Consider the following 20,295-nt stretch of genomic DNA (forward strand, 5'->3'; position numbering starts at 1 on the left):
AGAGGGGAGGAGTCCAACGACCACGACTGTCGCGAACCGTAACAAATGCCTCATCGAAAAAGATCAGCCTGGAGGGATGACGTGGCACAACCTAGCCGCGCCACCCACCTCCCCGGGGGCCGATACCGCTCGATGTAGCAGTCGAAACCGACTATTAAACGAGACCACAGGACTACGTCCTACCCCTCATCCGGTCTCAGGCCACCGACCTCCTTTCCCTCGGCTTCATCGCCTGTGCACGGTCGCAGCGACGGACGCGGCCGCCCGACGCCAGCACGGTGAGCAAGAAGCCGCTGCTCAGGGACTGGCCTCCGCCGCCTCCCGCTGCCGGCGAATGCGGGTCTGCTCCTGGAGGTACTGGCTCCAGCGGGCCGCCTTCGCGTTGTGCTCGGCGACGGTCCGGCTGAAGTCGTGGCCGCCCGTGCCGTCGGCGACGAAGAAGAGGAAGTCGTGCGACTCGTTGTCCAGGACCGCCTCGACGGTGCCGTCGGAGGGGTTGGTGATGGGGCCGGGCGGGAGGCCGTCGATGAGGTACGTGTTGTAGGCGCTCGGGAAGGCGTAGTCGCTGAAGAAGAGGCGCCGCATCTGCGGCTCGCCGCCCTCCTCCATGAGCGCGAACTGGACGGTCGGGTCGGCCTGGAGGCGCATGGTGCCCGCCGACGTGCGGCCGAGGAGGCGGTTGAGGTAGAGCCCCGCGATGCGTCGGCGCTCCTCTGGCTTACGGGCCTCCCACTCGACGAGCGAGGCGAGCGTGACCACCTCGTCCGGCGTCAGGCCGAGGGCGTCGGCCTTGGCGCGGCGGGCGTCGGTCCAGAAGCGGTCGTAGCGCTCGTGGATGCGGCGCAGCGCCGTCTCGGCGTCGTCGGTCCAGTACATGTCGAACGTCTCGGCCAGCATCTGGCCGTGGAGGTGCGCCACGTCGGTGCCGAGCGACTCGGCGAAGGCGGGGTCGCGGAGCAGGCGGGCGACCTCGGTGGAGTCGGTGCCGAGCTGGTTCCGGAGCACGCGGGCGGTCCGCTCAGGACGCGAGCCGGGCGGAATGGTGATGCGGATCGGGTCTTGGAGCCCCTTCCGGATTTTGTCGAGCACGGCCCAGTTGCTCATGCCGGGCTCGATGTAGTAGTGACCCGTCTTGACCTGGTCGGCCCAGCCGGTGAGCCGCCCGAAGAGCTCCATCGAGGACCGGTTGGCGAGCGCATCGGCGGACTCCAACGAGTCGAGCGCGGCCTCGAAGCCCGTCCCCTCGGGGATCCGCACGCTGTGGCGCTCGGTGCCGCCGACGTTGGACGAGAAGGCGAACCACCAGACCGCACCCGCGGCGAGGGCGCCGATGGCGAGAACGAGGAGAAAGAGCTTTTTCATCGAGAGGGGAACGCAGAAACGAGAGGTCTGGCAGACAGGGGGAGCGCCCTCCCCATCCCGTCCCAGGGTGCCGGGGCGAGACCTGCCACGCGGCGGAGAGGACGCGGCATGCGGCTAACGCGACATGCGGCTAGGCCGCACCGTCCCCGCCGGCCTCGGCGCCGAGGCCGGCCGGCTGGTCGCGGCTGTCGACGGCGCAGACGGTGTGGATGCCGCCGCGGACCGTGTAGTCGGTCGTGACGACGAGATGGTGGGGGTCGCCGAGGTGGCGCATCAGGTCCTCGAAGAGGAGCGCCGTGATGTCCTCCTGGGCCGCGCCGATGTGGCGCCAGCTCATGAGGTAGTACTTCAGGCTCTTCAGCTCCAGCAGCCACGAGCCGGGCACGTACTCGATGCGGACCGTCCCGGAGTCCGGCAGCCCGGAGAACGGGCAAAGCGCCGTAAACTCGCCGGGCTCGGTCGTGTACGTCACCACCTGACGCGCGGCGTGCGTGTAGGGCATCCGGTGGATGTCCTGCTGGCGGGCGTCCGGCGGGAGGAACAGCGCGACGCGGCCCTCAGGCTCGATGCCGTAGCGCGCCATGTGCGCCAGCGAGGCCTTCGTGTGATCGAGGGCGCGCTGGTGGAAGTCGTCGAGGCGGTCGGCCGCGGTCGGCGTGTCGGCCATGGCGAAGGCGGTGGGGCGGGGCAGGATAGCAACGCCCCCGGCGGAGCCCCGGTGCGCGGCGAAGAAGAGGGAATGGGGAAAAGAGGAAACAGGAATCGGGAACGAGGAATCAGGGACCGGGTCTCCCGGGTCCACCGCCTGCCCGACTCTGCGAATGCCGCCTCCGGGTCTCGCCCCGATGCCTGATGCCTGACTCCTCGAACGCCCTCGTCCTCTTCTCCGGCGGCCAGGACTCGACGACGTGCCTCTTCTGGGCGCTCGCGCCTGACGGCGGCGCGTTCGACCACGTCGAGGCCGTCGCCTTCCGCTACGGCCAGCGCCACGCCGTCGAGATCGAGCAGGCCCGCGCCATCGCCGAGGCGGCCGGGGTCCCGCTCACCGTCCTCGACCTGACCGGCCTTCTCTCGGGCTCGGCTCTCCTCGCCGACGAGGCCGCCGACACCAACGACGCGCACGCGCTCGCGCCCGACCTCCCAGCGTCGTTCGTGCCCGGCCGCAACGCGCTCTTCCTGACCGCCGCCGCCTCGCTCGGCTTCACCCGCGGCATCGCAGACCTCGTCGGCGGCATGTGCCAGACCGACTACTCCGGCTACCCGGACTGCCGCCTCGACTTTGTCGAGTCCCAGGCGCAGACGCTGTCGCTGGCCCTCGACACGGACCTCCGCATCCACACGCCGCTCATGCACCTCACCAAGGCCGAGACCTGGAAGCTGGCCGCCGACCTCGGCACCGTGCGCGGGCTGGACGTGCTAGAGACGGTCCGCGAGATGAGCCACACCGACTACCACGGCGACCGGACGCAGCGCCACGCGTGGGGCTACGGCCGGCTCGACAACCCCGCCTCGGTGCTCCGGGCGAAGGGCCACGCAGAGGCCGTCGCGAAGGGGTGGGTCCCCGATGTGGACCTCCCCTAGGAGCAGACCGAAACCCTCCTGGCGCAGGCCTCAGTCGTGCCCGAACGCGTCGGCCAGCGTGCCGAGGTGTCGGCCGAACTGGGCCATGACGAACAGGTGCGCGACGGCCTGCGTGAGCCGGTAGAGGCCCCACGGCAGGCGCGGCGCGAAGTCGTGGATGGCCGCCAGCAACGTCGTCCCGCCGAGCACCTCGCGGAACTCAAGCCGCGCCCGGCGGCGTGTGTCGACATCGGCGAGCAGGCCGCCGGTCACATAGAACAGCGCTCGGTCCGGCGTGCTGCGGTCGGGCGAGTGCGTCAGCTCCAGAACCGGCTTTGGCAGCGGGCGGACGTGGAAGCGCGCCACGTACTGCCCCGCCGACTCGTCGACCCGGACGCGGATGAAGGGGCCGGCGAACCCGTCCAGCCACCTCATGTACTCGCGTCCCGCCCACTCAGCCGAGCGGCCTCGGGGCAAGCGGTAGCGCTGCACCGAACGGACGAGTTGCTCTTCGCGGATCGTCGCGTCGTCCTGCTTGCGGTGTGTGTGCCGGGCGTCCGGGAAGGGACGGCCGCCGGGCGCGATCGCCTCCCGGAGCGCCTCCTTGAACGGCGTCGCCCCGTGCGCCAGGGCCTCCTGCACCCGGTTCGGGCGGGCGACCATGTCGTGGCGGAGGCTCGCGATCAGCGGTCCCACGAGGGCGCGAGGGCTCCGCGTGGTCAGGCTCACCCACAGCGTCGACAGCCTCGGCGTGATGACCGGCACCCCGGAGGCCGGGCGACGCACGCCGAGCACCTCGGCCGTCTGCTCCAGCATCTCGCGGTAGCTCATCACCTCGGGCCCGGCCACATCGAAAACCCCCCCGAAGCGGTCCGGCGCCCCGAGCACGAGCCGGAATGCGCGAACCACGTCCACCAGAGCGATGGGTTGCGTGTCGGACTCCGTCCACTCCGGCAGCAGCATCGCGGGAAGCCGTCGGACGAGGTTGACCAGAATCCGGAGGGACGAGCCGCCCTTGCCGACGACGAGCCCGGTCCGGAGCGTCGTCACGGGGACGCCGTGGCTGGCGAGCGCGCGCTCGACCTCCCAGCGGCTCTGGAGATGGTGGGAGAGATGCGCTGTGTCCTCGGGCAGAAGACCGCTCAGGTACACGATCTGGCGGACCCCGTTGCGCTTCGCCGCCCGCGCGAAGTTGTCGGCCAGGATCAGGTCGAGGTCGGCGAAGGTGCCCTGCGTCAGCCGGGACGAGGGCAGCATCGAGTGGACGAGGTAGATCGCCAGATCGGCGCCCTCCAGGCCCTGCTCGACTTCGCGGAGCGAGTACAGGTCACAATGGCGCCACACGATCGGGTCGCCGGCGTCCTTCCGCGCCGCCCGGTTGGGGGAGCGCGTCAGGCCGACGAGATCGTAGTCGTCAGCGAGGGCGCGGCGGAGGGCGGTGCCCACGAACCCGGACGCTCCCGCGATGGCAACGGTCGGCCGATCGGGGACGGTGGCATCGGGGGATGGCGGCGCGAGCGCCTCGGTGGCGAGCACGGTCAGCGCCTCAGCCCGATCACGAACCCGGCCAGCAGCGCCAGCCCGGCGGCCACGTAGGTGGCCTCGCGAGGGGGCGTGACCTGGACGGCATCCAGCCCGACGGCCTTTGCCAACCGCCCGGCCTGCGCCGAGGGCCCGACCGCCAGCACCGCCCGGCCACCGACCGTCACGTCGACATCGACGCCGACCGCCGAGAGTGTGTCGGTGAGCGCGCGGACGAGGTGACGGCCGGGGCGGCGGGCCTGGAACAGTCGGTAGGCCGTCGCCGCACTGTCGACGGCGATGGTGACGCGTGCCCCGTCGCCGCGGATCGCAACGGGGTGGCCATCGACCGACAGGTCCAGGTCGGCGTCGACGAAGAGTTGCCTGCGGAGCGGCGGCATCAGCTCGCGGCGCCGCCGTTCTCGGCGTCCCGGGTGCGGATCCGGATGGTGCCGTTCATCTTCCACTGCGCGTGGCTGGCGGCGTCGCCGGTGCCGCTGGGCACCTGGAGGTCGAAGTCGTCGAACTCGTACTCGATCTCGGCGCCGCGGCCGGTGAGCTTGTCGTAGAGGCCGATCGCGAGATCGGGCCAGGTCTGGGTCTGGGAGTCTGCCATGGAAGGGAGGATGGAAGTAGACCCTCCGTATCGGCCCCGGACGCACCGGTTCGCGCCGATCGAAGAATGAGGCTGTTCCCGACGCGACCGTGCGGGTCCCCCTTGCGACGCCGTTTCTTCGCCTCATGAGTGCCTCCCTTCCGACCGTCGAGACCGAGACCGGGCTGGCCGCCCGACTGGCGGCGTCGCCCGCCGGGCCGAAGCGCTACGCCGTCAAGGCGCTCTGGCGGACGGTCCAGGGCGAGGGCACCCAGGCCGGGCGCGCGGCCGTCTTTGTCCGCCTGGCGGGCTGCAACCTGTGGAGCGGCTTCGAGGCCGACCGCACGCGCGACGCGGCCCGGTCGGGCGCCGACTGCCCGCTCTGGTGCGACACCGAGTTCACGCCGCCGGACGCGGTCAAGCTCTCCGCCGCCGACCTCGCCCGCGCCGCTGCCGAGGCGGGCGGGGCGGTCCGGTTCTGCGTGCTGACAGGCGGCGAACCGCTCCTCCAGGCCGACGCCGCGCTCCTCCGCGCGCTCCACGCCGAGAGGTTCGTCGTGGCCGTCGAGACCAACGGCACGCAGCGCCTCGCCGACGCCTTCGGTGAGGACCCCGCCGACCACCCGGACTGGGTCGTGTGCAGCCCCAAGCTGCCCGAGGCTCAGCTCCCGCTGGAGGCGTGCGACGAGCTCAAGCTGGTCGTCCCGGACTACCGGCCGGAGGCCTATGCGTCGATGGCGACCCGCGTCCGCGAGCACGCGGGGCGGCGGGCACTCTGGCTCCAGCCCGAGGACGGCCCGCGGCTGACGGAGGCGACGCGGCTGGCGCTCGACCTCGTGTTTCAGGACCCACGCTGGCGGGTCTCGGTGCAGACACACAAGGCGCTCGGCGTAGACTGAGGACCGCCAGGCTCACGGGGACCTCACCACCGACTTCTCTGCACGACGATCGGGTGCGCAGCGCGGGCCACGCTGGGCCCAGCTCGACCTTCCGCTCCGCAACGAAGGCCGCAATCTGGGGGGCGTCCTCAATCCTCGGCGGGCGCAAGAGCGGGAAGTTGGGGATCGGACGAGCGTATCACCTCCGACGGCCCCGCGCCGACGGGTCTGGATTGTAACCGTTCGGACAGGCGGGCGTCCCACATCCGGCGGTTCGCCCTTCTCCCCTCTCCCACCACTCCGCATGCTCGCTGCCGTCGCCCTCGCCCTCCTCTTCCAGGTGCCCGCCCCGCCGCCCGCGGCTCCCGACACCGTGGACACTCCGGAGGAGGTGATCGAAGAGGCCGTCGAAGACGTGGCGGACGACCTGGACCGGGCGCGCGTCCGGCCGGTGTTCTCGCCGAGCGCGCTGTACTCCCCGTCGAAGGGGGTCGGTCTCGGCGGCGGGGTCGCGGTGGACGGCGTGATCGCGAGCGACGACCACCTTCAGGTCGAGGCGCGGATCGCGCAGCGGCTCCAGGGCGGCCTCGCCGAGTACCTCACCGGCGACCTCGACCGCGCGCCACTCGTCGGCACCCTCGGCGTGGCCGGGTGGACCACCACGCGGACCGGTTTCGTCGGGCACGGGCCCCACTCCGCCGACGGCGGCGAGCTCTTCCTCGACCGCCTCTCCGCGCTGGGCGAGGCCCGGCTGGCGTGGGCCCCCGCGGGCCCGCGCGGCCTCCGCCTGCAGCCCACCGTCCGCTACCGATTCGACCGCCTCCGCGGCTTCACCGAGCGGCGCGACGGCGCGCTGGCGCTCGTCCGGCCGGACGACCTCGCCCGCCTGGAAGCGCTCCAGGGGGCCGACCGGCAGGGCGTCGAGGTGGCCCTGGCCGCCATCCGCGACACGCGCGACATCCCGGGCATGCCCCGGTACGGGAGCTACACCGAGGCGGAGGTCGCCCGCTTCGAAGCCACCGACGCGTCCGGGCTGGGCTTCTGGCGGGCCCAGGCGTCCGGCATCCTGTTCCGCCCGGCCCTCATCCGGCTCCCCTTCCTGCCCGAGCGCGGCGCGCTGTTCGTCCGCGCCGCGGGCGTGGTGACCCGCCAGGACGGTACCGAGCCGCTGCCGTGGATCTACCTGCCCGAGCTCGACCGCGACCTCCTGATGGGCTACCCGAAGGGCGACTTCGTGGGCCGAGACGCCCTGTCGCTGGGCGTCGGCGTGCGGGGCGTGATCGCGGAGGCCATCGGCGCGTTTCTGGTGGAGGGCGTCGCGATCGGCCTCGTTGGCGCGGCCTATGACGACGTGACGACCGAGTTCACGCCCCGCCTCCAGTTCACCACCGACCGGCCGGCGGAGGGCGAGGCGGTGCCCCTGCGCCCGTCGGTGGGCGTCGGCCTGAGCCTCCACTACCTCGAACGCGAGCGGGCCATCGTGGACGGACTCATCGGGATCGGGCCGGGCGGCATCACGCTGACGTCGCTCCGGCTGGTCTGGGGTCTCGGCGACTTCCGCCCGCGCTTCCGGTAGGACGGCGAGGGACTGCGGCGGCGACGCTCGCGGTGCTCGTCAGTCCCGGACGAAGAGCCACTTCACGACCTCGTACACGCCCACCAACACGTAGCCCACCGGCCCCGGGCGGACGCCGTCGGCCACGGTCAGGCGCACCGTCGAGAGCGCGACGCGGTCGGCGAGGCTGCGGAGCTGGCCGTCGAGGCGCTCCACCTCGGTGGTCACGCGGGACAGCTCGCGCTCGACCTCCAGCACCTCCGTCACCGTCGTCGCCTGCGCGAGGAGCGCCTCCAGGCGGTTGCGGAGGGCGCGGGCGTTGGCGAGGCGGATCTCCAGGTCGGTGTACTGATCGGTCACGTCGGCCACGCGGACGGCGCGGCGCGTCTCCTTCGCGAGGCCCCCGAGCGCGTCCAGCGCCTCGTCGAGACGGGCGTCGGGGATGCGGAGCGTCATCGCGCGCGGCTCCTCGGCGGCCACGTAGCCGCCCAGCGCCTCCGTCGTCGCGGCCGCCGCGTCCAGCACGCCAGGGATCGCGTCCCCGTCGCGGACCTCCAGCCCGAGGTCGGCCGTGCGGACCAGTCGCCGGTCGCCCGCCTGCGCGCGGCCTCGGTCGGCTCCGATCAGGGGGCGCTCGTACGCGACCTCCGCGGAGCGACCGCCCTGGACCATCACGACCTCACCCAGGACCGGCCCGCTCATGGGGGCCGAGGACGAGGCCGTCCCACAGGCGGAGAGCGTCAGGACGCAGAACAGGACCAGAGAAGGGCGCATGGCAGATCGAGGCGACGAACCCCGCAAACAACCACCGAAGGAGACCGCCTAGCAGGGCCATCCTCCGCCCCCGCTCCGCATTCCCAAGACGCACTCGCACTCGCCGCCCCCGATCCGGACCGGTCCGAGGCGGGCAGGGTCAGAACGGCACGTCGGTGGCCGGCGGCGGCAGCGGCGGCGGACCGCCCGAGTCGAAGCCGTCGCCGCCACTCGGCGGGCCGTCCAGCGACGGATAGTCCGCGTAGCCACCCGACGGGTCCGAGGCGACGTAGCTGGTCAGGTTCTCGAAGCGCGCGTACTGGTTCACGAACGCCACCTTGACGTCCCCGATCGGGCCGTTTCGCTGCTTGCCGATGAGCAGTTCGCCCAGGCCCTCCGTCGAGTTGCCGTTCTCGTCCACCGTGATGCCGTAGCGCTCGGCGCGGTAGATGAACATGACCACGTCGGCGTCCTGCTCGATGGAGCCGGACTCGCGAAGGTCGGAGAGCTGGGGGCGCTTGTCACCACCACGCGTCTCCACGGCGCGCGACAGCTGCGCGAGCGCGATGACGGGCACGTTGAGCTCCTTGGCGAGGCCCTTGAGCGAGCGCGAGATCTGCGCGATCTCCTGCTCGCGGTTGCCCGCCGTCTGGGACGTCCCGTGCATGAGCTGCAGGTAGTCCACGATCACCATCCCGATGTCGTGCTCGGCCTTGAGGCGGCGGCACTTGGCACGGAGTTCCAGGATACCGAGCCCGGCCGTGTCGTCGATAAAGATGTTGGCGGCCGACAGGCGCCCGGCGGCGCGCGCCAGCTTGGGCCAGTCGTCGTCGTGCAGGCGGCCCGTACGGGCGCGCTGGGCGTCGACGCGGGCCTCGGACGTGAGCAGGCGCTGCGCCAGCTGCTGGGCGGACATCTCCAGCGAGAAGTAGGCCACGCCGGCGGGCTTCTCGGGATGCAGCGCCGCGTTGCGCGTCAGCGCCAGGCTGAAGGCGGTCTTGCCCATCGAGGGCCGCGCCGCCACGATGACCATGTCCGAGTTCTGCCAGCCGCCGGTCATGGCGTCGAGCGCCGTGAAGCCGGACGGCACGCCCGTGATGCCGCCCTCGCGCCCGTGGATGGACTCCAGGTGCTGCATCGTCTGGTGCACCACCGAGTTCATGTCGACGGCGCCCTTGCGGAGCTGAGACTCCGAGATCTGAAAGATCTCCCGCTCGGCGTTGTCCAGCAGGTCGAACGCGTCGGTCGTCGGGTCGAAGGCCTGCCCCACGACGCCCGTCATGGTCGTGATGAGCTTCCGCAGGAGGCTCTTCTCGGCGATGATGCGGGCGTGGTACTCGACGTTGGCCGCCGACGCGACGCGCGTCGTCAGCTCGGTCAGGTAGTAGCCGCCGATGCCGTCGTAGTCGCCGCGCCGCTTGAGTTCCTCGGTGAGCGTGATCAGGTCGACCGGGTTGCCGCGCTCGAACAGGGCCTCGACGGCCTCGTAGATGCGCTGGTGCTTGGGGTCGTAGAACGCGTCCGCGGGGAGGATCTCGATGGCCTTCGGGATCGCCTCGCGCTCGATCAGGAGTGCGCCCAGGACGGACTGCTCCACCTCGACGGCCTGGGGCGGCATGCGCCCGGCCTGCTGCTGCATCGGCAGCACGTTGAACGGCTTGCGCCGCTTGCCGCCGGCCATCTTCTCGATGGGCACGCCGGGCATGTCCTCGTCGATGCGGAGGGGGCGCTGGGCGAAGTCGTCAGGGTCGGCCATGAGGGCTATTGCGCGCTTCGTAGTGCGTGTGGTATCTGACCGGCCGCGCTACACGAAACACGCAACATGCGCAGCCGGGACAGAAGAGGAAGGGCTACGCGGAGCCCACCAGTTGGTCGTACTTCGTCCGGAGGAGCTTGACGTCCTCCCAGGTGGGCCGCTTCCACTGGGGATTGCGGAGGAGCGCCGCCGGGTGGTAGGTCACCATCAGCGGGATGCCGTAGTAGTCGTGGAACGAGCCGCGCAGCGAGCCCAGCGACGAGCTCTTGCCCAGCAGCCCGTTGCCCGCGCTCTTGCCGACGGCCAGGATCAGCTTGGGGCGGACGAGCGCGATCTGCTTGTAGAGGATCGGGATGTGGGCCTCAACCTCCTCGGCCAGCGGGTCGCGGTTGTTGGGCGGGCGGCTCTTGAGGATGTTGCAGATGTAGACCTCCTCCCGCTGGAACAGGACGGCCTCCAGGATCTTGTTCAGCAGCTGGCCCGCGCGGCCCACGAACGGCTCGCCGAGGCGGTCCTCGTCGGCGCCGGGCGCCTCGCCGACGATCATCAGGTCGGCGTCCGGGTCGCCGGTGCCGAGGACGGGGTTGATGCGGTCGCGGTCGATGGGCACCAGCTCGGTCTCGGCGAGCCAGGCGTAGACCTCGTCGAGGGAGTGGAGGTCGTGGAGCGGGTGGCCCTCCGGGATGAGGGCTTCGATCCGCTCGTAGGGAGAGAGGGACTCGTCGAGGCTGGGGTCAGGCAGGTCGCCGAAGAGGTCGGGCACGTCGTCGTCGGAAGATGGGTCGGTGTCTACGGCGACGGGCGGGGCAGGCTCCGTGTGCGGGGTCGCGTCAGGAGACGCCGCCTCGGACGGAGCCGCCGGCGCGCGCTCCTCCACCTCGCGCACCGCGGCGGTGTCCGGCGAGCCCCCCGAGGCGGGCGCAGCAGGCTGCGGGTCCGGCGCGGGCGGGCCGAGGTAGCGCACCGGCCCGGCGATCTGGCGCTGGAGAGCGATCAGGGCACGCGCCTCTCGGGCGACGTCGGCGAGAGCAAGGGCGGCGTCGGCCACGCGGGGGTCGGGGGGGAACAGCAAAGTAGACGGCCCGCCACGGTACCGCAATGCTCCGTGTGCACACCGTGGATAACGGTGTGGACAACTGCCTCTCCAGTGAAGGCGACGCGGAGACGGTCCAGTGATGCGTGAGGCGGCTCCGCGGAGTCTACCTCCTGCTTCCCAGGGCCTCTCGCGCCGCGGGGAGGATCGCCTCGACCCAGCCCGTGTACGCCTCCCGGCTCGGGTGCAGGCCGTCATCCACGACGAGCGCTCCCTGGGTGCGCGAGAGCGGAGTGACGTCCACCCAGGCGACGCCCGCGGCCCCGGCCTCCGCGCGGGCGACGGCGTTGAAGGCGTCCACCTCGGCCTCCACCTGGTCGGCCGTCCGCCGGTCGTTGGCCGCGAACGGGGTCACGCCCCAGTCGGGAAACGACACCGCGACGACACGCGACGGGTCGCCACCCGCGAACCCGATGGCGCGGCCGAGCAGCGCCCGGTACTCCGTCCGGTAGCCCTCCAGCGAGGTCCCGCGGTACTGGTTGTTGACGCCGATGAGCAGCGTCACGAGTTCGTAGGTGCCCTGCGGGTCGGCCGCGTCGATCCCGGCGTCCAGTTCGTCGGTCGTCCAGCCGGTCACGGCGACGATCTCGGGCGCGACGGCACCGAGGCGGGCGGCCAGTTGGGCCGGCCAGCGGTCGACGGGCGCGACGCCCTCGCCGATGGTGTACGAGTCGCCGAGGGCGAGGACGCGGGCGCCGGACGGAGCCGCCGTGCCGGGGGCAGAAGCAGGAGCGTCGGGCATGCAGCCGGGGGCCAGGAGGACGAGGACGGCGAGGAGCCGGATCACCGGGCGTCCCCTCCGCTGGGGCTGGACGCGAGCACGTCGAGGATCGCCTCGGCGACCTCCGCCTTGGGCGCCGTCGGGATCTCGACGCGCGCGCCGTCGGCGCCGAGCAGCGTGACACGATTGGTGGCCGCGCCCATGCCCGCGCCGGGCTCGCCCTGCACGTTGAGCGCGATCCAGTCGAGGTGCTTGCGCGCCAGCTTGCCGCGTGCGTGCGCCTCGCCGTCGTGCGTCTCCAGCGCGAAGCCGACGAGCGTCTGGCCGTCGCGCTTCTGCGCGCCCAGCGTGCCGAGCACGTCGGGCGTCCGGCGGAGACGGAGCGTCAGGTCGTCGTCGCCCTTCTTGAGCTTGCGGTCAGCGGGCTCGGCGGGCGCGTAGTCGCTGACGGCGGCGGCGGCGATCACCACGTCCGCCTCAGCGTGGGCGAGGGCCGCCTGGAGCAGGTCGTCGGCCGTGACGATGTCGACGCGCTCGACGCCGGGCGGGGTATCCAGCGCGACCGGCCCGGCGAGCAGCGTCACGCGAGCGCCGCGGCGGGCGGCGGCGGCGGCGAGCGCGAAGCCCATCTGGCCCGTCGAGCCGTTGGACAGGAAGCGGACCGGGTCGAGCGCCTCGCGCGTTGGGCCGGCGGTCACGAGGACGTGGCGGCCAGCGAGGGACGCGGGGGCGTCTGCCTCCGCGCCGAGGCGGGCGGCGTCGTGCCCTATCCCTCGTTCCCCGCTCTCATCGAGCCAGCGGCCGATCTGTGCCACCAGGTCCTCCGGCTCGGGAAGGCGGCCGTCGCCGATGAGGCCGGACGCCAGCTCGCCGTGCGCGGGGGGGACGACCGTCACGCCGTCGGCCTGGAGCGTCGCCACGTTGCGCCGGGTGGCGGGATGGCCCCACATGTCGTGGTCCATGGCCGGGGCGACCAGCACCGGGCAGCGCGCCGAGAGCACCACGGCCGTCAGCATGGAGTCGCAGAAGCCGCCCGCCAGCTTGGCGAGCGTCTGCGCCGTCGCGGGCGCGATCACGACGCCGTCCGCCCAGAGCCCGAGGTCGACGTGCTTCGTCCAGGCCGTCTGCGCCTCGCCCGCCTCGGGGAAGAGCTCGGACAGCACCTCGCGGCCGGCCAGCGTGGCGATGGTGAGGGGCGGAATGAACCGCCCCGCGGCGGCCGTCATCACCGGCTGCACCTCGGCGCCCGCCTTGACGAGGCGACGCGTGAGGTCGGCGGCCTTGTAAGCCGCGATGCTCCCCGTGATGCCGAGGACGATCTTTTTTCCTCTGAGCGACACGGGGCGCGGAGCTTCCGAGGCGGGATTACTCGCCGCGCTCGCGGTCGGCCGCGGCGCTCTCGGCGGCCGTCGGGTTGCGGAAGTAGAGCTCGCCCTGCTCGATCTCGTCGATGGCGGCGCGGCTGGGCTTCGGCTGGCGCTCGTACTCGAGCGAGATGCGGAGCTGGTCCTCGTTGGAGCGCATCTCCTCGGCGGGGTCCAGCGAGAGGTCTTCGAAGTAGCTCAGGCGCTGGTCCAGCTCGGCCTTGGTCTTGGCGGAGAGCTGCCGGGCGCGCTTCGAGAGCACGGCCACGGTTTCGTAGAGGTTGCCGGTCTCGGCGGCCAGTTTGGCCGTGTCGAGGGTCTTGATCGCCATGAGAGTCGCGGGGTGCAGGGACGCAGGGACGGGACAGAGTACCGCCCGGCGGGCCGCAGGATCGGGAATAGTAGGGGAAGAGGAGCGCAGGAGTGCACGCGGCTTCAGAGGGCGCGTCGGCACGGCCGGCGACCTTGCCTTCTTGCGTGCCTTCTGCCTATCCCTCCATCCCCCTCTCCCCCAGAAACGACCGCACCTGGGCGACGGTCTCGGCCACGGCCACATCGAGGTCGTCGTTGACGATGACCGTGTCGAAGTCGGGCGCGTGGGACAGTTCCATCTCGGCCCGCGCGAGGCGCGTCTGAACCTGCTGCTCGGTCTCGGTGCCGCGCGCGTGGAGGCGGTCGGCGAGGGCCTGGAGGCTGGGCGGCGCGATGAAGAGCGTCCGCACGGCGTCGCCGTAGATGCGCTTCACGTTGAGCGCCCCGATCACGTCCACGTCCAGCACCACCGCGCGGACGTCCGGCGCGGCGGCGATCTCCTCGACCGACTGCCGGAGCGTGCCGTAGACGCGGCCGGGGTAGACCTCCTCGTACTCCAGGAAGTCACCCGCGGCGACCCGCGCCTGGAACGCCTCAGGCGTCAGGAAGACGTAGTCGACGCCGTCGGTCTCGCCGGGGCGCGGGGCGCGTGTCGTGGCGGAGACCGAGAAGCGGAGACCGTCCACCTCGGCCATCAGGCGGCGCGCGATGGTCGTCTTGCCTGCGCCGCTGGGCGCCGTGAGCACGATGAGGGTCATAAGGGGAGGGATGCGGGGTGCGGGATGAGAGAGGGACGGGGAGAGCGCTCCGCTCATCCTTCCATCCCGGATCCCTCTATCCCTCTCAGACTACGTTCTGCACCTGCTCGCGGATCTTTTCCAGTTCCTCCTTCATGGAGACCGAAAGACGCGTGATCTCGGCGTCGTTGGCCTTCGACCCGATCGTGTTGACCTCGCGGCCGATCTCCTGCGACAGGAAGTTGAGCCGCCGCCCGACCGGCTCGGGCGCGGCGAGGGCCTCGCGGACCTGCTCCAAGTGGCTCCGCAGGCGGACCGTCTCTTCGGTCACGTCCAGTTTGTCGGACAGCAGCACCGCCTCGGTCTCCAGGCGGCCGGGGTCGAGGTCGGGCACGTCGACGAGGTCGGTGAGGCGGTCGCGCAAGCGCTGGCGGGCGGCCTCCAGGCGGACCGGCGCGCGGGCCTCGACCTCGGCGGTGAGCGCATCAAGGGCGTCGAGGCGGGCGCCGAGATCGTCGGCGAGGGCGGTGCCCTCGGCCTGGCGCATCGCGTCAAGACGGGTGAGGGCCTCGGCGAGCGCGGCGCGGACGGCGGCCCAGGCAGCCTCGGCGGCGGCGGGGTCCGGCGGGGCCGGGACCAGCACGTCGCCCGCGCGCAGCAGGTCGGCCACGGTGACCGACTCGGGGGCCAGCCCGGCCGCGGCGGCGGCGTGGCGGAGCAGCGCGCCCAGCGCCGACGCCGCGGCGGTGTCGACCTGGAGCGGACCGCTGGCGGCGCCCGTCGCCAGCGTCACATGGACGGTCGCGTTGCCGCGCTCGATGGCGTCTTTGACGAGGCTCTGCACGGCGGCCTCGTGCTCGGCGAGGTCGCCCAGGCCGCGGACCGTGACCTCGGCGTAGCGCCCGTTCACCGTGCGGACCTCCACGGTGGCGTCGGCGGCGCCCTCGCGGGCGGTGCCTCGGCCGAATCCTGTCATGCTGCGGAGCATCGGGGAACGGGGAAGGGAACGGGGAAGGGAACGGGGAAGCTACCGCCTCGTCTGCGGCGAGCGCTCTGCGCCTGACAGACGCAGGGCTCTGCCTTCGCTGCGCTCAGATTCCACGAGGCGTTCGGCGAAGCGGCGGGTCCGTTCGGCACCGGGTCCTGTTGGACACCACTCAGGCTCTGGCGCCCGTCGGCCGCGGTAATGACGATGCGCGCCACTGCGTCCGTCTCGCAACCGTCTGTTCCGATGCCCTCCTCCACGCTGCCCGATGCCCCGCCCGTCTCCGGAGACGGTGCCCCCGGCCCCGACGACTCTCTGTCGCGGGCGACGCTGGCCGTCGAGGGCATGACCTGCGCCGCGTGCTCGGGCCGCGTCGAAAAGGCGCTGGCAGCCGTGCCGGGCGTCGCCGAGGCGACGGTCAACCTCGCCACCGAGCGCGCCACGGTCCACTTCGACGCCGCCGAGACCTCGCCGCTGGCCCTCGCCGAGGCCGTCCAGCGGGCGGGCTACGACGTGCGCACCGAGGAGATGACCTTCGCCGTCGGCGGGATGACGTGCGCGGCCTGCGTCGGGCGCGTCGAGACCGCGCTCCAGCGTGCCGACGGCGTGGTCGAGGCGAACGTCAACCTCGCCACCGAGCGCGCCACGGTCCGCTACGCCGCGGGGACCGACGTCGACTCTCTCTACGAGGCCGTCCGCCGGACGGGCTACGACGTGGTCGAGGGCGCCGACGGGACGAGCGCGGCGGACGCCGAGCAGGCGGCGCGTGCCCAGAGCCGCGCGGCGCTCCGCCGCCGCCTCCTCTGGGCTGCCGGGCTGACCCTCCCGCTGTTCCTGCTGGAGATGGTCCCGATGGTGATCCCCGGCGGGATGGCCTGGATCGACGGGCTGATCCCGATGCAGACGCGGTGGTGGGTCGCGTTCGCGCTCGCGACTGCGGTCCAGTTCGGACCGGGCGCGCGGTTCTACCGGGCAGGCTGGGCCGCGGCACGCCATGGGGCGCCCGACATGAACACGCTGGTCGCCCTCGGCACGTCAGCGGCGTACGGCTACTCGGTCGTCGCGACGTTCCTGCCCGGCGTTCTGCCCCCCGACGCGGTCCACGTCTACTACGAGGCGTCGGCGACGATCATCACGCTGATCCTGCTCGGCAAATGGTTCGAGGCGCGGGCCAAGGGCCAGACCTCGGACGCCGTCCGCGCGCTGCTTGGGCTCCGCGCCGACACCGCCCGCGTGGTCCGCGACGGCGCCGAGGTAGAGGTCCCCCTCGACGCGGTCGCCGTCGGCGACGTGGTGCGCGTCCGCCCCGGCGAGAAGGTGGCCGTCGACGGCGTCGTGGTGGACGGCACGAGCTACGTCGACGAGTCGATGGTGACGGGCGAGCCGGTCCCGGTCGAGAAGGCGGCCGACGCCGAGGTCGTCGGCGGGACTGTCAACCAGGCCGGGTCGCTGCTCGTCCGCACGACGCACGTCGGGGCGGACACCGTGCTGGCCCAGATCGTCCGGCTCGTGGAGGACGCGCAGGCGTCGCGCCCGGCCATTCAGGCCCTCGCGGACCGCGTCGTGGCGGTGTTCGTGCCCGTCGTGCTGGTCGTCGCCGCGCTCGTGTTCGCCGTCTGGCTGGCCGTCGGGCCGAGCCCGGCGCTGACGCACGCGCTCGTGGCGGCCGTGAGCGTGCTCATCATCGCCTGCCCGTGCGCGATGGGCCTCGCGACGCCCGTCTCCGTGATGGTCGGCACGGGCAAAGCGGCCGAACTGGGTGTCCTGTTTCGCAAGGGCGAGGCGCTCCAAACGCTCTCCGAGGCCGAGGTGGTTGCGCTCGACAAGACGGGCACACTCACCGAGGGCCGCCCGACGCTGACCGACGTGGCGCTCGCGCTGGATGCCAGGCTGGACGAAGCCGCCCTGCTCCGCCTCGTGGCCGCCGTCGAGGGACCCAGCGAGCACCCCGTCGCCCGCGCCATCGTCCGCGCCGCCGCCGACCGCAGGCTGGACGTGCCGCCCGTGGCCGCCTTCGAAGCCGTGCCCGGCTTCGGCGTCCGCGGGACCGTCGAAGGCCACCGCGTTGAGGTCGGCGCCGACCGGTTTATGCGGCAGGTCGGGCTGGACGTGGACGCCCTGGCGGAGGCGTCGGACGCGCTCGCCGCCGAGGGCAAGACGCCCCTCTACGCCGCCGTCGACGGCGTGCTCGTCGCCGCGCTCGCCGTGGCCGACCCCGTCAAGGCGACCACGCCCGCCGCCATCGCGGCGCTCCACCACGTCGGGCTGCGCGTGGCGATGATCACCGGCGACCACCGCCAGACGGCCGAGGCGGTCGCCCGGCGCCTCGGCATCGACGAGGTGCGGGCGGAGGTGCTCCCGGCCGATAAGGCGCAGGCTGTTCGCGACCTCCAGCGCGAGGGCGGGCAGGACGGCGGCCCGGCCCGCGTCGCGTTCGTGGGCGACGGCATCAACGACGCGCCTGCGCTGGCCCAGGCCGACGTGGGCGTCGCCATCGGCACCGGCACCGACGTGGCCATCGAGGCGGCCGACGTGGTGCTCATGCGCGGCGACCTGGCGGCCCTCGTCGACGCCCGCGCGCTGTCGGCCGCGACGCTCCACAACGTCAAGCAGAACCTGTTCTGGGCGTTCGCCTACAACGTAGTTCTGATCCCGGTCGCGGCGGGCGCGCTGTACCCCGTGCTCGGGGTGATGCTCTCGCCCGTGCTCGGGGCCGCCGCGATGGGCCTCTCGTCCGTCTTCGTGCTTACGAACGCGCTTCGCCTCCGCCGCTTCCGACCGCCCGCCCTCGCGGACGCCCGATAGCCTCACACGCCTCCCCCTCCCATGGACACTCAGACACCCGACACCCTCCGCTTCGGCATCGAGGGCATGACCTGCGGCGGCTGCGTCGCCTCGGCCACCCGCGCGCTGGAGCGCACGCCCGGCGTGACCGTCGAGCAGCTCACCCTAGACGGCCCGGCCATCGTCCGCCTCGCCGACGGCGCAGACCAGAACACTGTGCGCGGCGCCGTCGAGGGCGCGGGCTTCCAGGCCGTGTTCGACGCCGAGTAGCGCGCATCGCGCCGTCCAACCCCGCCGGAACGCGCCGCGCCCCGTCCACCTCGGTGCCGAGGCGGACGGGGCGCGGTCGCTCCGTCGGTGGGAGTGATCAGCCCGCCATCGCGAGGTCGCGGACGGCCTGGGCCAGCATCGTCACCTTGGCGGCCTGATCGCCACTGGCGCGCTGCGCGATGGCGTCGGCCAGCGACATCAGCATCTGGCGCCGTGCGGCGCCGCTGGCGGCCTCCGCCTGATCGAGCATCTGGCGGCCCTGGGCGAGGTCACCCGCCGAGAACTGTCCCGAGCGCTCGATCTGGTCCATGTAGGCCCGCGCGAGGGCGAACGAGGCCGGCCACTCGTTGACCGGCTGGCCCTGCGCGTTCAGGTAGGCCAGCTCGACGGTGTTAGCGGCGTCGATCTCGTTCTGCGTCAGGTGCTCGCTCGGGACGAGTTGGAAGACGTCCAGCCCACGCGCGATCTCGGAGCTGACGATGTTGCCGTTGTACCAGTACACCGACCAACTGCCGCCCATCTGGAACTGGTCCGCGTCGATCGGTCCGCGGTCGTGGTAGCCGATCTCGACCGGGTTGGCCGGGTCGGTGAAGTCGAAGAGCGAGATGCCGCCCTGGTACCAGGACTGGACCATGATGTCGCGGCCGGGCACCGGGATCAGCGAGCCGTTGTGAGCCACGCAGTTCTCCTGCGAGGTCTGGACGGCGGGCATCTTGAAGTAGCTCTGGAAGTCCAGATCGCCGTCCTCGATGGTAAAGATGGCGTTGGCGCCCCACTCGTAGGGGTCGTCCGCGCGGCACTTCGGGCCGCCGCCGCCGCCCCACTCGTCGGTGAAGACGACCGCCGAGCCGTCGTTGTTGAACGTCGCCGAGTGCCAGTAGGAGAAGTTCGAGTCGGCGACCGCCGCCAGGCGGAACGGCTGGGCCGGGTTCGAGATGTCGAGCAGGAGGCCGTAGCCCTCACAGGCGCCGCCCGCGAGCCCGATCTGCGGGTAGAGCGTGATGTCGTGGCACTGGTTCGGACCGGGCTCGGGACCGCTGTCTTCGTCGTCGCCGGTGCCGAAGCGGGCCGCGATGATGGCCGGGAGCTGCTCGCGGAGCATCGTCGAGTCCGCGGCCGTCGGCGTGCCCTCTCCGCCGCGCTGGGCGACCATCTGGCCGAGCAGCTGCTGCGCGAAGCCGTCCGGCAGGACACGGTCCTGGCCGCCGACGAAGACGATGAACTTGCCCGAGGCGCGAGCGGCCTCGATCTCGGCGAGGTCGGCCGGCGAGGGGCCGTGCTCCGGCGGGGCCTCCAGGCCCTCGAAGATGCGCGGCGACGACACGATGGCCGCGGCGGCGGGGTTGGCCAGCGGCACCTGGATCACCTCGATCCGGAAACGCGCCGAGTTGGGGTCCTCGTCGGGGTCGGCCGAGACGCAGCCTGGGAGCTCGTCGGCGGGGCGGACGGGCGCCGAGCCGGAGACGTAGATGTAGACGTTCTCGTCGTCGTTGGGGTCTTTCAGGACCGAGTGCGTGTGCGAGCCCCGGCACGTCTGGACGTTCGAGATGTACTGCGGGTCGCGGATGTCCGAGATGTCGAAGATCCGGATGCCGCGCAGGCGGTCGGCGCTGACGGCCTCCTGAACGCCCTGGGTGCCGCAGTCGAGGCGGCCACCGAGGCCCTCGCCCGACACGAACAGCAGGTCGCCGTAGACCGAGACGTCGCTCTGCGACGCCGGGCAGACGTACTCCGTCACGATCTCCGGGGCCGAGGGGTTGCTCAGGTCCCAGACGATCACGCCGTTGTAGTTCCCCTGGATGGCGTAGTCGCCGGTGAAGGCGAGGTCCGAGTTGGTGAAGCCGACGAAGGCCTCCGGCGGCGGCGTGGACGACATTTTCTGGAGGCCGAAGAGGGCCTCTTCCGCATCGAACAGACCGGCGCGGAGCCCGACGCGCGGGTCGTCCAGAGTCTGCGCGCTGACGGGCGCGGCGAGGGCCACCGCGAGCGCGAGGGCGAGGGGCGTAAAGAGAAGGCGCATGGAGGCGTCGGCGGGGAGTGGGGAAGAAC

Annotated in this window: 19 protein-coding genes; 5 read left to right on the forward strand and 14 right to left on the reverse strand. The window is 72.2% G+C overall.

The window, feature by feature from the left end; all coding sequences use genetic code 11:
- Positions 1-297: 297 nt before the first annotated feature.
- Positions 298-1,362: an endolytic transglycosylase MltG gene (mltG, locus tag B1759_RS07965; RefSeq protein WP_095514484.1), complete on the reverse strand. Its 1,065-nt coding sequence runs from the start codon at positions 1,360-1,362 to the stop codon at positions 298-300.
- 130 nt (positions 1,363-1,492) lie between these two features.
- On the reverse strand, positions 1,493-2,029 hold the full coding sequence (gene queF, locus B1759_RS07970) for a preQ(1) synthase (RefSeq protein ID WP_095514485.1): 537 nt from the start codon (positions 2,027-2,029) through the stop codon (positions 1,493-1,495).
- A 185-nt stretch (positions 2,030-2,214) separates the two neighbouring features.
- Here queF and queC point away from each other — a divergent pair, with 185 nt between their 5' ends.
- Positions 2,215-2,943, forward strand: a complete 729-nt coding sequence (gene queC, locus B1759_RS07975) for a 7-cyano-7-deazaguanine synthase QueC (protein ID WP_095514486.1) — start codon at positions 2,215-2,217, stop codon at positions 2,941-2,943.
- A 30-nt stretch (positions 2,944-2,973) separates the two neighbouring features.
- On the opposite strand, the gene B1759_RS07980 is transcribed toward queC, so the two are convergent.
- Genes B1759_RS07980 through B1759_RS07990 form a run of 3 tightly spaced genes read right to left on the reverse strand, consistent with a single transcriptional unit; the run spans position 2,974 to position 5,059 of the window.
- On the reverse strand, positions 2,974-4,458 hold the full coding sequence (locus B1759_RS07980; protein WP_095514487.1) for an NAD-dependent epimerase/dehydratase family protein: 1,485 nt from the start codon (positions 4,456-4,458) through the stop codon (positions 2,974-2,976).
- A 2-nt stretch (positions 4,459-4,460) separates the two neighbouring features.
- Positions 4,461-4,844 (reverse strand): hypothetical protein, encoded by a 384-nt coding sequence (locus B1759_RS07985; protein WP_095514488.1) that lies wholly within the window; start codon positions 4,842-4,844, stop codon positions 4,461-4,463.
- On the reverse strand, positions 4,844-5,059 hold the full coding sequence (locus B1759_RS07990; RefSeq protein WP_095514489.1) for a hypothetical protein: 216 nt from the start codon (positions 5,057-5,059) through the stop codon (positions 4,844-4,846). The genes B1759_RS07985 and B1759_RS07990 overlap by 1 nt, the downstream gene beginning before the upstream one ends.
- A gap of 125 nt (positions 5,060-5,184) precedes the next feature.
- Here B1759_RS07990 and B1759_RS07995 point away from each other — a divergent pair, with 125 nt between their 5' ends.
- Entirely contained in the window at positions 5,185-5,937 is a 753-nt protein-coding gene (locus B1759_RS07995; protein ID WP_198948786.1) for a 7-carboxy-7-deazaguanine synthase QueE, read from the forward strand.
- A 283-nt stretch (positions 5,938-6,220) separates the two neighbouring features.
- A complete protein-coding gene (locus B1759_RS08000) occupies positions 6,221-7,492 on the forward strand; it encodes a hypothetical protein (protein ID WP_095514490.1) in 1,272 nt (423 codons plus the stop codon).
- Between the two features lie 39 nt (positions 7,493-7,531).
- Here B1759_RS08000 and B1759_RS08005 read toward each other — a convergent pair whose 3' ends face one another.
- The 8 genes from B1759_RS08005 to B1759_RS08040 all read right to left on the reverse strand — a co-directional run bounded on the left by B1759_RS08005 (position 7,532) and on the right by B1759_RS08040 (position 15,183).
- Positions 7,532-8,245 carry a DUF4349 domain-containing protein gene (locus B1759_RS08005; RefSeq protein WP_095514491.1) on the reverse strand — a complete coding sequence of 238 codons (714 nt, stop codon included), beginning with the start codon at positions 8,243-8,245 and terminating at the stop codon, positions 7,532-7,534.
- A 139-nt stretch (positions 8,246-8,384) separates the two neighbouring features.
- The gene (gene dnaB, locus B1759_RS08010) at positions 8,385-9,980 is read right to left on the reverse strand and encodes a replicative DNA helicase (protein WP_095514492.1); all 1,596 of its coding nucleotides are present in this window, start codon (positions 9,978-9,980) and stop codon (positions 8,385-8,387) included.
- Positions 9,981-10,074: 94 nt separating this feature from the next.
- Entirely contained in the window at positions 10,075-11,028 is a 954-nt protein-coding gene (locus B1759_RS08015; protein WP_198948787.1) for a uracil-DNA glycosylase, read from the reverse strand.
- Between the two features lie 151 nt (positions 11,029-11,179).
- Positions 11,180-11,815 carry a GDSL-type esterase/lipase family protein gene (locus B1759_RS08020; RefSeq protein ID WP_095515089.1) on the reverse strand — a complete coding sequence of 212 codons (636 nt, stop codon included), beginning with the start codon at positions 11,813-11,815 and terminating at the stop codon, positions 11,180-11,182.
- Between the two features lie 41 nt (positions 11,816-11,856).
- A complete protein-coding gene (gene coaBC / locus B1759_RS08025) occupies positions 11,857-13,134 on the reverse strand; it encodes a bifunctional phosphopantothenoylcysteine decarboxylase/phosphopantothenate--cysteine ligase CoaBC (protein ID WP_095514494.1) in 1,278 nt (425 codons plus the stop codon).
- A gap of 25 nt (positions 13,135-13,159) precedes the next feature.
- Entirely contained in the window at positions 13,160-13,489 is a 330-nt protein-coding gene (locus tag B1759_RS08030) for a DNA-directed RNA polymerase subunit omega (protein WP_095514495.1), read from the reverse strand.
- Between the two features lie 157 nt (positions 13,490-13,646).
- Positions 13,647-14,228 carry a guanylate kinase gene (gene gmk / locus B1759_RS08035; protein WP_095514496.1) on the reverse strand — a complete coding sequence of 194 codons (582 nt, stop codon included), beginning with the start codon at positions 14,226-14,228 and terminating at the stop codon, positions 13,647-13,649.
- 85 nt (positions 14,229-14,313) lie between these two features.
- Complete coding sequence (locus tag B1759_RS08040) at positions 14,314-15,183, reverse strand: YicC/YloC family endoribonuclease (RefSeq protein WP_158225173.1); 870 nt, start codon at positions 15,181-15,183, stop codon at positions 14,314-14,316.
- A gap of 255 nt (positions 15,184-15,438) precedes the next feature.
- Here B1759_RS08040 and B1759_RS08045 point away from each other — a divergent pair, with 255 nt between their 5' ends.
- Complete coding sequence (locus tag B1759_RS08045; protein ID WP_095514498.1) at positions 15,439-17,997, forward strand: heavy metal translocating P-type ATPase; 2,559 nt, start codon at positions 15,439-15,441, stop codon at positions 17,995-17,997.
- 21 nt (positions 17,998-18,018) lie between these two features.
- Positions 18,019-18,246: a heavy-metal-associated domain-containing protein gene (locus B1759_RS08050; RefSeq protein WP_095514499.1), complete on the forward strand. Its 228-nt coding sequence runs from the start codon at positions 18,019-18,021 to the stop codon at positions 18,244-18,246.
- 97 nt (positions 18,247-18,343) lie between these two features.
- Here B1759_RS08050 and B1759_RS08055 read toward each other — a convergent pair whose 3' ends face one another.
- Positions 18,344-20,266 (reverse strand): LVIVD repeat-containing protein, encoded by a 1,923-nt coding sequence (locus B1759_RS08055; RefSeq protein WP_095514500.1) that lies wholly within the window; start codon positions 20,264-20,266, stop codon positions 18,344-18,346.
- Between the last annotated feature and the right edge of the window lie 29 nt (positions 20,267-20,295).

Source organism: Rubrivirga sp. SAORIC476 (assembly GCF_002283555.1).
Lineage (GTDB): Bacteria > Bacteroidota > Rhodothermia > Rhodothermales > Rubricoccaceae > Rubrivirga.